The sequence below is a fragment of the Ignavibacteria bacterium genome (genome assembly GCA_017303675.1).
GTDB lineage: Bacteria > Bacteroidota > Ignavibacteria > Tepidaquicellales > OLB5 > OLB5.
Genome location: JAFLBX010000002.1, coordinates 1,359,578 through 1,375,929, shown reverse-complemented (window position 1 = coordinate 1,375,929; position 16,352 = coordinate 1,359,578). Strand labels below are relative to the sequence as shown.

The 16,352-nt window shown below is 36.4% G+C and carries 9 protein-coding genes; 6 read left to right on the top strand and 3 right to left on the bottom strand.

Translation table 11 applies throughout. The features are described from left to right. Window position 1: 1 nt before the first annotated feature. Together J0M37_15455 and J0M37_15450 are read left to right on the top strand one after the other, a co-directional pair. Window positions 2-8,533 (top strand): hypothetical protein, encoded by an 8,532-nt coding sequence (locus J0M37_15455; protein ID MBN8586485.1) that lies wholly within the window; start codon window positions 2-4, stop codon window positions 8,531-8,533. Between the two features lie 37 nt (window positions 8,534-8,570). Beyond that, window positions 8,571-9,830: a T9SS type A sorting domain-containing protein gene (locus J0M37_15450; protein MBN8586484.1), complete on the top strand. Its 1,260-nt coding sequence runs from the start codon at window positions 8,571-8,573 to the stop codon at window positions 9,828-9,830. 103 nt (window positions 9,831-9,933) lie between these two features. On the opposite strand, the gene J0M37_15445 is transcribed toward J0M37_15450, so the two are convergent. Next, window positions 9,934-10,638: an SDR family oxidoreductase gene (locus J0M37_15445; GenBank protein MBN8586483.1), complete on the bottom strand. Its 705-nt coding sequence runs from the start codon at window positions 10,636-10,638 to the stop codon at window positions 9,934-9,936. A 163-nt stretch (window positions 10,639-10,801) separates the two neighbouring features. Here J0M37_15445 and J0M37_15440 point away from each other — a divergent pair, with 163 nt between their 5' ends. From J0M37_15440 to J0M37_15430, 3 genes are read left to right on the top strand one after another with little or no spacing between them, the layout of a single operon-like run. Next, window positions 10,802-11,170: a DUF2200 domain-containing protein gene (locus J0M37_15440; protein MBN8586482.1), complete on the top strand. Its 369-nt coding sequence runs from the start codon at window positions 10,802-10,804 to the stop codon at window positions 11,168-11,170. 58 nt (window positions 11,171-11,228) lie between these two features. Beyond that, window positions 11,229-11,678 carry a VOC family protein gene (locus J0M37_15435; GenBank protein MBN8586481.1) on the top strand — a complete coding sequence of 150 codons (450 nt, stop codon included), beginning with the start codon at window positions 11,229-11,231 and terminating at the stop codon, window positions 11,676-11,678. 4 nt (window positions 11,679-11,682) lie between these two features. Continuing rightward, the gene (locus J0M37_15430) at window positions 11,683-12,105 is read left to right on the top strand and encodes a DUF1801 domain-containing protein (GenBank protein MBN8586480.1); all 423 of its coding nucleotides are present in this window, start codon (window positions 11,683-11,685) and stop codon (window positions 12,103-12,105) included. A 58-nt stretch (window positions 12,106-12,163) separates the two neighbouring features. On the opposite strand, the gene gdhA is transcribed toward J0M37_15430, so the two are convergent. Further along, window positions 12,164-13,531 (bottom strand): NADP-specific glutamate dehydrogenase, encoded by a 1,368-nt coding sequence (gene gdhA, locus J0M37_15425; protein ID MBN8586479.1) that lies wholly within the window; start codon window positions 13,529-13,531, stop codon window positions 12,164-12,166. Window positions 13,532-13,751: 220 nt separating this feature from the next. On the opposite strand from gdhA, the gene J0M37_15420 reads away from it, so the two are divergent. Further along, window positions 13,752-14,672, top strand: a complete 921-nt coding sequence (locus tag J0M37_15420) for a hypothetical protein (protein MBN8586478.1) — start codon at window positions 13,752-13,754, stop codon at window positions 14,670-14,672. 143 nt (window positions 14,673-14,815) lie between these two features. On the opposite strand, the gene J0M37_15415 is transcribed toward J0M37_15420, so the two are convergent. Continuing rightward, window positions 14,816-16,237, bottom strand: a complete 1,422-nt coding sequence (locus J0M37_15415) for an aldehyde dehydrogenase family protein (GenBank protein MBN8586477.1) — start codon at window positions 16,235-16,237, stop codon at window positions 14,816-14,818. Window positions 16,238-16,352: the final 115 nt, after the last annotated feature.

Below are 16,352 nucleotides of genomic sequence, written 5' to 3'. Positions count from 1 at the left end.
TATGAAAACAACTATTGCCGGTATCGTTAAAATTCCTGATAATGATGAAAATGCATGTACTGGTTTTTTGAATTTATCAGTTAAAGTTTATCAGGTAACGCTAAATACAGAAAAACCTCTATTAACTCTACCGGTTGATGAAACCGGGAAGTTTACCGGGGAAATTCAATATGAAAAAGGTTTTTCCCTGATCGCAAGATTATATCTGCAATTATCCGAACAACAGGTACAGGAAATTCTTATTGATGAAAGCGGACCGCATTGTTATGGCAGTATATTATCAATCAACTTTACATATCATCCTGATAAACAAGGGATACCTTTATTTAACCGAATTAAAAATTCTGTATCCAAACAATTAGGGAACCTGTTATTGAAGGACTTAAACGAACAGCAGCGTATGAAGCTTTTATGTTTAGCCTGTATCAGAGAGCTTGATCTTAACAGACTATTGAATGCTAACAGGCTGTACACTGAATTGCAGTCTGAAATTGGATATTGTAAAAGAAAAATTGATGTGGCTTTAAAGCAAAAAGAAGCGGAGCAGGAATATCTTAATAAAGCAGCATCAGACCTGCAGAAAATATCCTCAAATATTGAGACTGAAGGTGTTCTGTTTGCATTAGCGGGAACTATTTCCGGGTCTGAATTACATTCTGTTCTTACGTTAAGTAAAAATAATATCATTGCTGCGCTTGAAAAAGCTGCAAACGAAAATGTAATATATAAAAGCAGCTTATTTGAGGATATTGCTGAAGGATTAGTTGTGATCAGAAATTGTTTGCTTATGAATTCATTTTATGATAACAGGTTTTATGATGCTAAAATTATTCATTTATCATCGCTTCAGTTATTTAAAAAAAGCGATTTACTTGATTTAACCATAGATGCCGGGAGTTTGCAATCGTTATTATCTGATGAAGAAGAATCCGGCGATGAACCATTAACTCAAAAGCCTGCCGGTGATATTGCAAAAGGCGGTGCAAAAATTAACGCTGATATACCAAATAACGATGAACTGAAAAAAATAATAGAGATCGATCTTATTCTAAATCAATTTCCTCCGTTGCTGGAACTATCTGTACAGGAATCCGCAAAGCTGCCCGGTCATCTTGATGAAGAAATGTTAATTAAAAAAGATTTGGATAGCTGGCTTAAATCGATTAAAAGTATAAAAGGAGCTGCCAAATATCCTGAAAAATATAAAGAAAGTGATAACCCGGAAGAAAGTTATGCTATTGATATTGTACAGGCATTTTCGGAGAAATATCCATCCCAGTCACTTGCTGTAAACCTGGGCAAAACAAAAATGCCGGGTATAGAACAAATATTGGTGATTTTAAACAAAAATAAAGATTTTAATATTTCTAAACAATCCGCTAATACTTTTTTCACAGTTTCAAAAGAACCTAATAAACCAAGAGAGATCAAACAGGAAGATTTAACCCGGCTGCAATCATTGCAAAGATGTTATAAGCTAACAGAAGGTTTTTCCGGAATAAACCAGCTTGAGGCTCTGGTATCAAGCGGCCTTGATTCAGCCCATAGAATAGTAACAATGGGACGGTTTGATTTTGCCGATAAAATGCAAAAGCGTGGTTTAAGCAGGAAAGAAGCGGATTTTATATTTTGCCGTGCGAAGTCTATTAATGATACTGTTACGCATCTAGCTGTTTTGTATCAAAGATTTGAAAGTAAGGATGCAATGCTGCCCGGAATAATGAGAAATGGAAACAGTAACCAGCCGCCAGCAGCCGCAGGCTTACCTGATATGAAGTCAATTTTCGGCAGTCTTGATACTTGTACATGTAATCAATGCCAGTCAGTATTCAGTCCTTCAGCATATTTAACGGATTTATTGCACTGGATAAAAAGTGATGTTGTTTGTGAGAATACGGGCAAGAACGGATATTCGGCATTGACCGGAAATTCTTCTAAAACCAGAAGAGGTGATATATCTTATATTAAATTAAATTGTAAAAATGCGGAAACAGAGCTGCCTTATATAGATCTTGTTAATGAGATCTTAACTCTAAACATTGAACCAAATGCTGATTACAGTTTGCTTCAAACAAATAATTCATCAGAAGAGTTATTTGTTCAGCCTGAACATCGCTATGATGCGATAGAAGCTAAGTTGATGGATTACTCATACACCTGGAAACTGCCATTTGATGTTAAACTTGCTGAATCACAGAAATATTTGTCAGAGCTTGGTACTACTCACGCTGAACTGATAAGAACATACAGTCACCCGGATTCCCATTTTAATACGATTTATTGGGCAAAAGCATTCCTTGGGATTAATGAAAATGAATATAAGATACTTATTGGTAATAATGCAGCAGGTGCATCATTCTGGCCAAAACATTGGGGTTTAAGCTCTTCTTCAAATAATGTTGGTGAAATATTAAGAAAATCCGGCTTAACTTTGGATGAACTTGAGGATATTATAAGGTCAACATATGTTAAAGGAAATGCCGCCATTACAATTTTACGCCCGCAAAATGGACCTGATGATTGTAACACCGATGCATTTACTTTTGCACCGGCTATAACTTCGGCAGTTGCTGAAAGGCTAATGAAATTTGAGCGATTGAGAAGAATAAGTAAGTTAAGTATCTTTGAACTGGATAAAGCTATTGAATCATTTGGTAATGTAATTAATGAAGAATTCATTATTAAGCTGGCATCAGCAATTTATCTGAAGGATAAAATAAATAAAACATTTATTGAGGTGTTAATATTTTGCAGCGATAAACCTTTCTTTGATAACATTAAGAATTCCTGGACAGAATATTATGCTGATAAGTACTGTAACAATTCTTTCAGCGATATAGTAAAAACTTTTTTTGATCCCGTTACACTGGATTCTTCATCCAACACTAAAAAAATTAAAAGTCTTATACCGGATGAAAAAGCAATTATATGTTTTGCTCTGAAAATTGATGAACAGGAATTAGATGCGATTGTAAACTGCAATTTTCCTTCTTCAAATCCTGTTTTAACTACCGGGGTAATTTCTGATTTAGAAGCATATTGTATCCTGGCTGATGTACTTACTTTAAGTATTAAAGAATTGATATCCTTTATAAGTATGAGCGGTAATCCGTTTTCTGCTAACCCCGTGAACCCGGCTCAAATAATTAAATTTATTGATAAATACTTAGAATTTAAGAAACTGTGTATTCTGCCAACAGCATTTTATGATATTGACAGAGGTAAGGGATATTTTGAACTGGATAACCAGGGTAAAGCTGTAGATCCTGATTTCGAAAAAGTTGCAAGAGACGCCTGGGAAAAAATGGAATTAGCTTTAACCGAAACCAGGAATCAGTATCCTTCAGGATATGATGTTAACAATCAGCCGATAATTGAAAATGGGGAACAATTAGCTCCATATTTGGAAGATGTAATTTCAAGGTATTTGGGAGAGCTTTTAGGAATTAAGGATTACATCGTTAAAGAACTGGTAAATTTTTATAATCCTGTATGGTTTAATATTTTCATAGATGATAAAGATAGAATCTGGGAGCTCTTGCCGGACGAAGTACTCTTACCGGAAGAAATAGTGGTATCAAATCAGTTTACTTCTCTATACAGATATTTATTAAGAATTTCTATTATTAAGAATTTATGCAGTTTAAGTGCTTTAGGATTAGAATCAGGTATAGAAATTAAAATTCATAACCACTTACAGATTCCTAATGATTCATTTTACTGGCTTGATAAAGACTATTTAGTATCAAATCTTGAACATTTAATATGGCTAAAGAATGCTGCTTTACAATCTGAATTTCTTGATATTCAACAGAATGAATATTTCCAGAAAGTGAGTGATTTACTCAATAATATAGGTAATTTACCTGAAGATCTTTATATAGTTTCGGGGCAAAACAGTTGTATCAAAGAAATGAGTAATGACGATTTTATTGATATGTTTGAAAAGACACAAGTGGTTACTTCATCTACAGCTGATCTAATTAAGATAATGAATTCTTTAATTTCTATATATAATTTATCCAAGAAGATTGATATCAAATATTCTGAAAGCTGGAAGTGGATATGGTCAACAACTTCAACAGGTGGATATACTGAGAGCAATATCAGCGATTTCAGAGAAAACATTAGAGGTCATTTAAGAAACAAATATTCAGAATTTAATTCATGGAGCAAATATATTATACCTATACATAATAAATTCAGATCAGATTTAAGGGATGCCTTGGTTTCATTTTACATAGGTCAGAGGGGATTTAAAAACGAAAGTTCAATTTTCGACCATTTTCTATTTGATGCCGAAATGGAACCATGCCGTAAAACTACCAGAATTTTGATGGCAATATCATCCGTTCAGTTATTGATACACAGGTCATTAATGGGATTGGAAACGGATGTTTGCATGGATGAGGACGATAAAAATGAGTGGGAGTGGAGAAAAAATTACAGGGTTTGGGAAGCGAACAGAAAAATTTTCTTGTATCCTGAAAACTGGATAGAACCTTCTTTAAGGCTGGATAAATCACCATTTTTTAAAGAAGCCGAAGATCTGCTTCAGCAGGATGAAATAAATGATAATAACTGTGAAAAAGCATATTTCAATTATTTAAGCAATTTAAACGAAGCTGCAAGATTAGATATCAGAGGAACATATATTGAAACAGATCCCGAAGAAAAAATCCATGTAATCGCCAGAACATGGAATGCTCCATATGCCTACTATTACAGGTATAGAACTAAAAACAAATGGTCAGCATGGGAAAAAATTGAACAGGATATTGAAGGAGATCATATTATTCCTGTTGTATTTAACAGGAGATTACATTTATTCTGGCCTGTATTTATAGAAAAAGAGCATCGTAAGATCAAAAGAATTATTGATGGAGAAGAACAAAATGCTCCTTATTACGAAATCAAGATTTGCTATTCCAGATTAGAATTTGGAAAATGGACCGGAAAAAAAATTCTTGATGGTACAGTACTGGCAGGACACTATTGCGGGCCGGATGCATTTAATAATATTTACAGAAAACTTGGAACTGATGAATTGAGAAAAGGGGCAAGACTTGCTGAAAATTTTGAAACCTATGCCCACGTAAGCCTTGATAAAAATTCGTTTTACTTTTGGGGTGAAAAAACCAATCCCGGAAATGATCTGATTATTAATTGCAGGCGTGAATTTGCAAAGGAATGGGAGACTTATCACACAGGATATACGGAATTAGCATTTGAAGACAGGTTCCTGATAACTTCGTGCAGCAATAAAGTAGAAATTATACCTGCAGTAATAGATACTACGTGGCCTGCAATATTAATAGCCCGACCAAATCAAACAATACCCAAAGCAATGCAAATGCTTCAGGGAGTTGACAGAATTGATACTGAATCTCTTGAAAACGGGTTATTCGTTAAAAACATTCGGGCGCATGTTGGCGGTTCATTAAAGATATTCAGGAACACAAACAGCAAATTCATGTTGACATATCCTCATCAGTATAAGGATGCGATGTGGAACAGCCCATTCTTCTTTAGTGATAAAAAACATTCTTTCTTTATTGAAAGAAACATATCAGTAAAATGTCAATGTTATTTCAAAAGAACAGGAAATAAATTTGAATACGTTTGTGAAAATGTTTCAGCACAAGGAAACAAATTTATTGTACAATCTTTTGAGCATCCTTTCGTTTGCTTAATGCTTTCAGAGTTAAACAAATATGGTATTACCGGGCTATTGAATTCAAAAAATCCGGATATCAGGAGGCAGACTAAAATCGTTAATAAATTTAATCAGGAATATCTTCCTGTATACTCATATATTGCAAATCCGTATCCTAAGGATGAGTATGATTTTTCTTATAACGGAGCATATTCACAATATAACTGGGAAGTATTCTTTCATTTGGTATCTTTAATTGCGAGGGAATTGAAAAATAACAATAAATTTTCTGAAGCAATTAAATGGCTGCAATTTGTTTTTGACCCGACAAATCATGAAAACGCATTTGGTAATTTAAGATACTGGATGATAAAGCCGTTTATGCAGGATGTATCAGATGGCTCTATACAGAATTTAATGCGTCTATTAAGCGGAAACGCATTAAGTAATGAAGAAGAGACGAAGAAAAAAGAATTATGTGCCCAGATAGAAGACTGGAGAGATAATCCTTTTGAACCGCACAGAATAGCCTCAATGAGAAACAGGGCTTATATGTTATGGGTTTATATGGAGTACATTCAAACTCTGCTGGATTGGGCGGATCATCTGTTCACACAGTTTACTACTGAATCTATTAACGAAGCTTCAAATCTGTATATCATGGCATTTAATCTATTAGGAGAAAAGCCAAAAAAGATCAATAAAAACAATACAACAAGCTTTTGTTATAATGATTTACTGAACGGGTTAGATCCGTTCTCAAATGTATCTGTAAATATTGAAAGCCAGTTAACTGGAGCAGAATTTTACAACAACTGTATGTGCAATTCTAATTCATATAATATTTCCAAAAACTATTCTTTACCCAATTTACTATTTTGTATTCCGGAAAATCCAAAATTGCTGGAATATTGGGAAAAAGTTAATGACAGATTGTTCAAGATCAGGAATTGCAGGGATATTAATGGTAATATTAGAGAAGTACCCCTGTTTCAGCCTCCGATAGATCCTGCGCTTCTGGTACGTGCAACTGCAATGGGTCTTGATATATCAGAAGTATTGGAAGATCTAGCAACCCCTCCGCTAAATTATCGTTATTCATTTTTGATTCAGAAAGCAAATGAATTTTGCGGAGAGGTTAAAGCTCTTGGAGGTCAATTACTATCTGCTTTTGAAAAACGGGATGCAGAAGAACTATCATTGATAAGGCAATTGCATGAACAAAATATATTAAAGGCATCCAAGAATTTAAAAAAACTCCAGCTTGAAGAGGCGAAGAATAACCTAAATTCTTTGATGCATAATAAAAAATTGATTGAAATCAGACTTAATGACTACCAGGGAAGAGCTTATATAAGTAGTAAAGAGCTAAATACAATTCAGCAAACCAAAGTTGCTGAAGGTCTTGTATATGGGGAGCAGGCACTTAATGCTGTTTCCGGGGTAATGGTGGCTATTCCGGATTTATTTGTCGGTGCACCAACTGCATCGGGAGCACAAGTTTTTGGTGGAAAAAAGCTACATAAATCTATTCAGGCAAGTGCTTCAATCTTGGGATTGCTAGCCTCGGTTTACCGAAATAAAGCATCAATGTCTGCTACATACGCAAATTATGAAAGAAGATATGAAGATTGGGCTTTACAGATCAAAACTGCCAATGAGGAATTAAAACAAATTGAAAAACAGATTTTAGGAGCTGAGATCAGAATTGCACTTGCTGAAAAAGAACTGGAAAATCATGAACTGCAGCAAGAGCAATCGAAGGAGATATACGATTGGATGAAATCAAAGTTTACAAATCAGCAGCTTTATACCTGGATGTCAGGCGAATTAATGAAACTGCACAGGAAAGCCTATGAACTTGCTTACGATATGGCTAAACACGCACAAAAGGCATATCAAAATGAACTAGGAAGGACTGAAGCGCCGGTTGTTTTCGGAAACTGGGATAGCGGCAGGAAGGGGCTTCTGGCTGGTGAGAGGTTGAGTGTTCAGCTCAAAGAATTGGATTCTATGTATATAAAGAACAATAATAGGGAATACGAGCTTACAAAGAGTATTTCATTGAAACTTCTGGATCCGCAGCAATTGGTTGAACTAGTTAAGGAGGGAAAATGTACTATAAACCTTCCGGAATGGCTATTTAATTTAGAATTCCCGGACAAAAAGTTATATGCAATGAGAATTAAGAGCGTAGCAGTATCATTACCTTGCATAACAGGTCCCCATACATCAACCAATATCAAACTATCATTGAAGAATCATTGGATTGGTTGGAATGTATCAGATACAACTGTAAATTATTCTGCAACATTTGATGAAATTATAACATCATCTTCGAATAATGATCCTGCTGTTTTTGAAGCAAATTTAAGAGATGAACGATATATGCCATTTGAAAACAAAGGGGTAGTTTCCCAATGGGATATCAGCTTACCAAATCAACATGATTTTGATTATAGTACAATAAGTGATTTAATATTACATGTACGGTATGTGGCAAAAGGAGGTAATACTATTTCATCATCAACAATCCCAATTAATGCTAAACAATTGATGTCCTGGAGGCATGATTTTCCGCAAGAATGGCATTTGTTACACAATTTTGATATTGAAAAAGGGATTGGTTCTGATTACGATAAATTAGAGAATAAATGCCCGGTTTTAACAACGGAGCATATTTCATATCAAATGAGATTAGCGGGAAAAAATACAGGTAGTGTTGAAAAATTATATTATTCTTATAAAGATGATAATGGGGAAATAAAAATAGTGCAAATTGCAGTAGATTCTATTATACAAATTGAAAATGGGATTATTAAAATCGGTAACAAAAAGGTAGAAGATATTTGGATTATTTATAAATTAGAACCGTGACAAAAATTTTATAATTAATAATTTCAAATTTAAGTCTATGAAAACATTATTACTAATTATAGCGATCTTTATTTGTTTTCAAACAATATATTCACAATGGTATGTTGATAATTTGCAGCAGACCGATGATATCCCTGCTAGTTGGCCTGATAGAATTCAGTTCTTTGACAACAACACTGGATGGTTTTCTTGCCCGGTTCATTCTGATACTCTTTATAAAACCACGAATGGTGGTGTAAGCTGGTTGGGTTATACAACTGTTGATACAAATCGAGTTTCTGTTTTATATTTTGTTAATCAAATGACTGGATGGGCGGTTGGCAATAGAGGTAAAATTGTGAAGACATCAAACGGAGGTTTGAATTGGATGTTGCAAACTAGCGGTGTATATTCATTCCTTAATGATGTAAATTTTTGGGATACTCAGAATGGATTTATTGTTGGTTCTTATGACTCAACTAGAGTTATATTGAAAACTACTAATAGTGGAACTACATGGCAAAAACTAGTAACTCCGGGAAACGGAAGATTATTCTCGGTTAAAATGTTAAGTGCTAACGTCGTTTATGCTGTTGGAGATTCGGGGAGAATAATTTATACGACCAATGGTGGAGCTAATTGGGAGAATCAAATATCTAATACAAATGCTACTTTGAGAAGTATCCAATTTAAGAACTATGGTCCAGTTAATATTGGATGGATAGCAGGTAAAAACGGTGCCCTTCTGACTACTTCCAATGGAGGTCAAAATTGGATTTCACGATCATTTAATCAGGTAAATTTTTATGCGATATTTTTTTCAACATATGACACTGGGTATACTGTAGGTCAATACGGTAGGATTTATAAAACAATAAACAGTGGATTGAATTGGTCCTTACAAAGTGTACCTCTTGATACTTCAGTTATTATCAAAGATGTTTTCTGCATTAATTCACAAAAGGTATGGGCTTCAGCGTATAACTATAATCTTATCTATACGACTAATGGCGGCGGTCCTGTTGGCATTCAACCTATTTCAAATGAAGTGCCAACGGGTTTTTCATTAGCGCAGAACTATCCAAATCCGTTTAATCCAAATACTAAGATTCAATTTAGCATCTCAAAATCAGTATTTACAAAGCTGACAATTTACGATATAACAGGACGTGTGATGGCTATTCTGGTTAATGAAGATTTAAAACCTGGAATTTACGAAGCCGAGTGGGATGCTTCTCATCGGGCAAGCGGTGTGTATTATTATAAGTTAGAGTCTGATTCATATTCAGAAACAAGACGCATGGTTTTGCTTAAATAATAATAATCATCAAATTTTTCATTTAACAAAACAATAGTAATAATTTGTTACTTATTTGTTACCCGCTGTATATCAAATATTTATATACCAATAATTTACCTTGCTATTTCGGGTTAGTTGCCCAAACTCCGGCTTCAGGGATAAAGCCCTTATCATCCATTTCCAGCATTGATTTGATCAAATGAGCTATCTGAGTGCCTTCAAGCTTTGTCGGATTAAAATCACGCGGCTTGCCGCCGGCATTAATGCCGAAATTTGTCTGTACTTCACTTGGATTTACAAGCATAACCCTGATATTATATTTTCTCAACTCTGCGCGCCAGCATTCATTCATGCCGCGCAATGCGAACTTAGTTGCGCAATACGGCGAGCCGTTTGCGAATCCGCCCGTTCCCGCGCTTGATGCAATATTTACAATATTGCCATAATTTTTTTCTGTGAAATACTTTGCTGACTCCCTGCCGCACATCATTGCGCCGGTAATATTTGTCATCAATACTTCATTGAACTTTGCTGTATCAATTCCGGTTAACGGACTGAAATATCCGTAAGCCGCATTATTAATAAGAACATTATAACCATCCAAAGCTTCAATGGTTTTTGCTATAAGGTTAACTACATCGCTTTCTTTACGTACATCCGCTGTAATTGGAATTGCGCCAATCTCTCTGGCTGCGGCTTTGAGTCTGGTTGTATCTCTGCCGCAAATTACGGCTTTCGCGCCTGCTTCTGTAAATACTTTAGCAGTTGAGTAGCCAATACCCATACTGCCGCCTGTTACCAATACTTTTGCATTTTTAAGATCCATTTAAGTTTTCCTTTCATTAGATTTATACAAGTATAATGTTAATATGGTTTTAAAATTAGTCAAATTGCCGGGAAAGAAATATAAGCCGGGTCTTATTGTGACATTGAAATAAACGTACACAATGTGTAAATTTTGTAAATCAGAAATTAAATGAATAAATAATATGAAGACCACCGCAGCGCATGATGAGAAAATCGCAAAAATGAGCTTTGCATCAGTGTATCCCCACTATGTTACTAAAGTTGAAAACAAGGGCAGGACTAAAAAAGAGCTTTATGAGGTTATTGAGTGGCTTACGGGCTTTGATAATAAAAAGCTCCAGGCACTGATAAAAGAGAAAGTTACTTTCGAAGAATTTTTTAAAAGGGCAAAGCTTAATCCAAATGCACATTTAATCACAGGCACTATCTGCGGATACCGCGTTGAGGAGATAGAAAATCCACTGACCCAAAAGGCAAGATACATGGATAAGCTTGTTGATGAGCTTGCTAAAGGCAGAAAGATGGAAAAGATCCTTCGAAAAGAAGGTTAATTAGGTTAATATCTGATGGCTTTAATAAACATGTTTTATAATAAGAAATAAAATATATATGGCAAAAAACAAATTGCTCAGTATGCATAATATCAGCATTGTTGTGGAATCACTTGATGATGCTGTAGCTTTATTTGAAGAAATAGGCATGAAGCTTGAAGGCAGGGCTGTAATTGAAGGTGAGTGGGCAGGCAGGGTTACAGGGCTGGGTGATCAAACTGTGGAAATTGCGATGTTGGTCACCCCCGATGGTCACAGCAGGATCGAGCTTTCGAATTTTATCACACCTCCAGTAGTATCAGATCACCGGAATGCTCCCGTTAACTCCCTTGGTTATCTTCGGGTCATGTTCGCAGTGGAAGATATTGATGAAATGGTAACAAAATTAACCAAACATGGCGCTAAACTTGAGGGGGAGGTCGTTCAGTATGAAAATTCATACAGGCTTTGTTATATCCGCGCAGCGGACGGGCTGCTGATAGGTCTTGCTGAGGAACTTAAAAAATAATAATATGAATATAAAAGAACAGATAAAAGAGTATATTTCAAGCCAACCTGAATCAAAACAAAGCGATATGCAGGAATTGCACAAAAAAATTCTGAAGTTGAAACCAAAATGTAAATTATGGTTCCTGGATGGCAAAGACAGTAATGGAAAAGTAGTTTCTAATCCAAATATTGGATATGGCTCGCAAAACATAAAATATGCTGATGGAACTACCAGGGAGTTCTATCAAATTGGATTGAGTGCAAATACTGCGGGGATATCTGTTTACGTTATGGGAATAAAAGATAAGTCATACTTAGCCAAAACATTCGGGAAAAAACTTGGCAAGGCAAGCGTAACCGGTTATTGCATTAAGTTCAAAACACTCAAGGATATAAACATTGATATACTTGAAGCGGCAGTAAGATTTGGGTTTGAGAACACATAAAAGCAATTAAAAAGGGCGCCTAAGCGCCCTGATTGTAAATTGTTAATTGCTGATTGGCTTACACAATACCATAAGCAAGCATTGCATTGGCTACTTTAATAAAGCCGCCGATGTTTGCGCCTGTTAAGTAATCGCCTTTTTTACCGTAAGCTTCTGCGGTATCAAGACATGTTTTGTGAATGCTCTTCATAATACCAAGAAGCTTAGCATCAACTTCTTCGCGGCTCCACATTAAGCGCATACTGTTCTGGCTCATTTCAAGTCCTGATACAGCTACGCCGCCTGCGTTAGCAGCTTTTGCGGGTCCGTATAAGAAGCCGTTATCCTGGTAAACCTTAATTGCTGCAAGATCACTCGGCATATTTGCGCCTTCTGATACGCAGTAACAGCCTGCATCGACCAAACCTTTTGCAAGGCTTTCATCAAGCTCATTTTGTGTTGCGCACGGTAAAGCTATATCTACCTTTAAGCCGTGTTCTTTAATTACCTGCCAAACGCTCAATCCTTCATAATATTTTACTTTGTGTTTATCAGCGTATTCTTTAATTCTTCCGCGGCGGTTGTTCTTAAGATCGAGTAAGAATGCGAGTTTTGCACTATCAATACCTGACTCATCAACTATCGTTCCGTTTGAATCTGATGCTGTTATCGGGATACCGCCTAAATCGTTAACTTTTTCTATTGCATACTGTGATACGTTTCCTGAGCCGCTAACTGCAACGCGTTTTCCTTTAAAGTCTTTTCCGTTGGCTGCAAGCATTTCTGCTGCAAAGTATACTGTACCGTAACCTGTTGCTTCGGGTCTTATTAAGCTTCCGCCGTATTCAAGTCCTTTGCCTGTTAATACGCCTGTATGTTCATTAACTATCTTTTTATAATAGCCATATAAGTAACCGATCTCTCTTCCGCCAACGCCAATATCGCCTGCAGGTACGTCCCTGTCGGGTCCGATATGCCTGAAGAGCTCTCTCATGAATGCATAGCAGAATCTCATTACTTCATCATCTGATTTGCCTTTAGGATCGAAGTCACTTCCGCCTTTACCGCCGCCCATTGGGAGAGTGGTTAAAGCATTTTTGAAGATCTGTTCGAAACCGAGGAATTTTAAGATACCAAGATTAACTGAAGGATGGAATCTTAAACCGCCTTTATACGGACCAATTGCATTATTGAATTCTACTCTGAAGCCTCTGTTAACCTGAACTTCGCCTGCATCATCTACCCATGGTACGCGGAATAAAATTGCTCTATCCGGCACTACTATTCTTTCATATATTTTTGCTTTTACAAATTCTGGATGTTTTGCTACTGTTGGTTCAAGGGTAGAAAGTACTTCTTCTACTGCCTGATGGAATTCGGGCTGAGCTGCATCTTTAATTTTGACTTTTTCGATTACATCTTTTATTACTGATGACGATTTTGCCATTGATATGCTCCTTCTTAGCGTGTTATTAATTTGATAGGATCGGGTTATTTGAAAAAATTCCCTGTTTTCATATACAAAAATACCGTTTTTTTACAACTTTAAACAATGATATTAGTCATAATTTACAAACATTTAACATATGTTTTCTTTGTTTATCTTGGAAATTGTGTTTAAATTGTTTAAACATAACTTTTAAAATGCTAAATAATTAAGGAATTTTATGAAAATAAAGAAATTTACATGTGTAAACTGCGGCGCGCCTAAAGTGAATGAATACAGGTCACCTTACATTATGTGTGATTACTGCGGCTCATTCACAGATATTGACTATACTCTTGGACTTGATAAGTGGAACGAATCAACAGTTAAAACCCTTAACTATCAGGCAACAAAAATTGCGCTTATGAATAAAATTCAGGCTGCCCTGCAGCGCGGAGATAAGGAACAATATTTCAGCCTGCAAAAAGATTTTTGGGATTATTATTACCGTACTTTCCCTGCTTACCTTCCGCCATCGATTGATGACGGATATAAATACAGAGATTACCTTGAAGTGTGCGCGGAATCAAGCACTGAATACGGTTTTGACCCAAAATGGCAGGAGTACGGAATTAAGCAGCAGCAGCTTCAGCAGGCATTGACATATTATAATGACGGCACCGGGAATAAAGTTGAAAGCACAGGATTTTTCAGGCTGGCAGAATTTTTTATAGGAATGACAAAAGACGGGATGAGAGTATTTTATGAAAACCCGAAGTATGCTATAATGCACGATCTTATCCCACAACAAGTGCACATGAAAATGAAGATGTCAATGTTCGTGCAGGTATGGCTGCCGTACCTTACGGAAGCTGACCAGGAAAAATTTCTGAAAATGTCCGGCTTCAGTATGCAGTACGTGGATATCGAAAGGCCATCGGGCAGAACAGGAGAGTGCGAACACTGCAAAGCTGAAATTTATATCCCGGAAGGCTCATATAAAGTACATTGCGAAAGCTGCCACAAGAATACAAAGGTTCAGCAGCAATTTAAATGTATGTCATGCGGCGCTGAAAATAAGGTACCTGAGTTCCCCGCAAAGCCCATTGACTGCGAATTCTGCGGAGTAGAGAACAGGCTGATACAAAGATTGTTCGGTTGATTTTTTAAATCTGTGAAGTCTTCAGCCCTTGATATGGATTTCATTTGGTTAGTTATTAATTTGCGAGCGTAGCGAAGCAATCTCATTTTATTAAATCATTGATAAGATTGCTTCGTCACTTCGTTCCTCGCAAATTTTTATAATTACAGCACAAGTATTTTCTCTTCAGTCATTTCATGTATCGCATAGCGCACGCCTTCGCGTGTGTTGCCTGAATCCTTAACGCCGCCGTATGGCATTGCATCCATTCTGTATGCCGAAGCTTCGTTAATTATCACTCCGCCTGTGTGAATGTTATTGTAAGCATACATAATTGCATTCATGTCATTTGTAAAGAGTCCTGCCTGAAGCCCGAAACGCGAATCGTTCACTTTTTCAACAGCCTCTTCGATGCTGTTTACAGCTTCAATAGTTATTACGGGGGCAAATACTTCTGCGCATTTAACATTGGCTGTATCGGGCGCGTTTTCAATCACTGTAGGTTCAAGCACAGCTCTGCTGCGTTTGCCGCCGCAAAGGATAGTTGCCCCTGCATTCTTTGCTTCATTAACCCAATTTTCTGCCCGGATAGCTTCATCTTCAGTTATCATCGGTCCAGTTATAGTGTTTTCATCGTACGGGTCACCATATTTAATATTTTTTGCTGATTCAACAATTTTACCTTTGAAAGTATCATAAATATCTTTGTGTACATAAACCCGCTGAACAGAAATACAGCTTTGACCGGCCTGTGAAAATCCGCCAATTGTAATTTTCGCAGCAGCGGAATCGATATCAGCATCATTATTTACAATTACTCCGGCATTTCCGCCGAGCTCCAGCGAAACTTTCTGCCGGTCTGTTTTCTTTTTGATTCCCCAGCCCACATCACCTGAGCCTGTAAAGCTTATAAGCTTAATTCTGCCGTCACTAATATGGTTATCCATATCGCTGCCTGAAACAGGCAAAATGTTCAAAGGAATTGAACTTATACCAAGCTTTTTGCAAACATCAAAAATAATTCTGCCAAGCGCAATTGCTGTGAGAATTGAGCTTGATGAAGGCTTTATGATGATCACATTACCTGAAGCAAGCGCCGGTGATATTTTATGCGCAGCCAGATTCAAAGGGAAGTTCCATGGAGTTATACCGAGTATCAATCCAACCGGGAATCTGCGTACAATGCCTGTTTTATTTTCAGAACCCGGAAGTAAATCTAAAGGCAGTACTTCGCCGTAAATACGTAAACATTCTTCGGCTCCAAGCCTGAAAGTTAAAATTGCACGGTCAACTTCGATCAGTGAAAATTTTATGGGCTTGCCGGTTTCATCTGTAATAAGCTTTGCAAGCTCGTTTTTCCTGGCTTTAATTCCTGCTGATATGTTATAGAGCAATTCCTGCCTTTTATATGCCGGCAGTGCTGCAAATTCTTTTGATACTGTTGTCAGATATTCCGCAGAAGTGTTAAATTCTGTATCACCTGCAATGTAAACTTCGCCAATTGTTTTATTTGTATATGGATTTATTACCGGTTTTATTTTGGCGGTTGTAATGAATTCACTGCCAATTAATATTTTTTCAGGCATAATGTAGTTGTTTAGTATTCAAATTTAGCTAAATAATGATAGGGTTAAAAGAGAAAAGTGTGAGCCTCTAATGTAACTCGAAACGCCGATTCGAGTCTAAGTAATTAAATTGTAG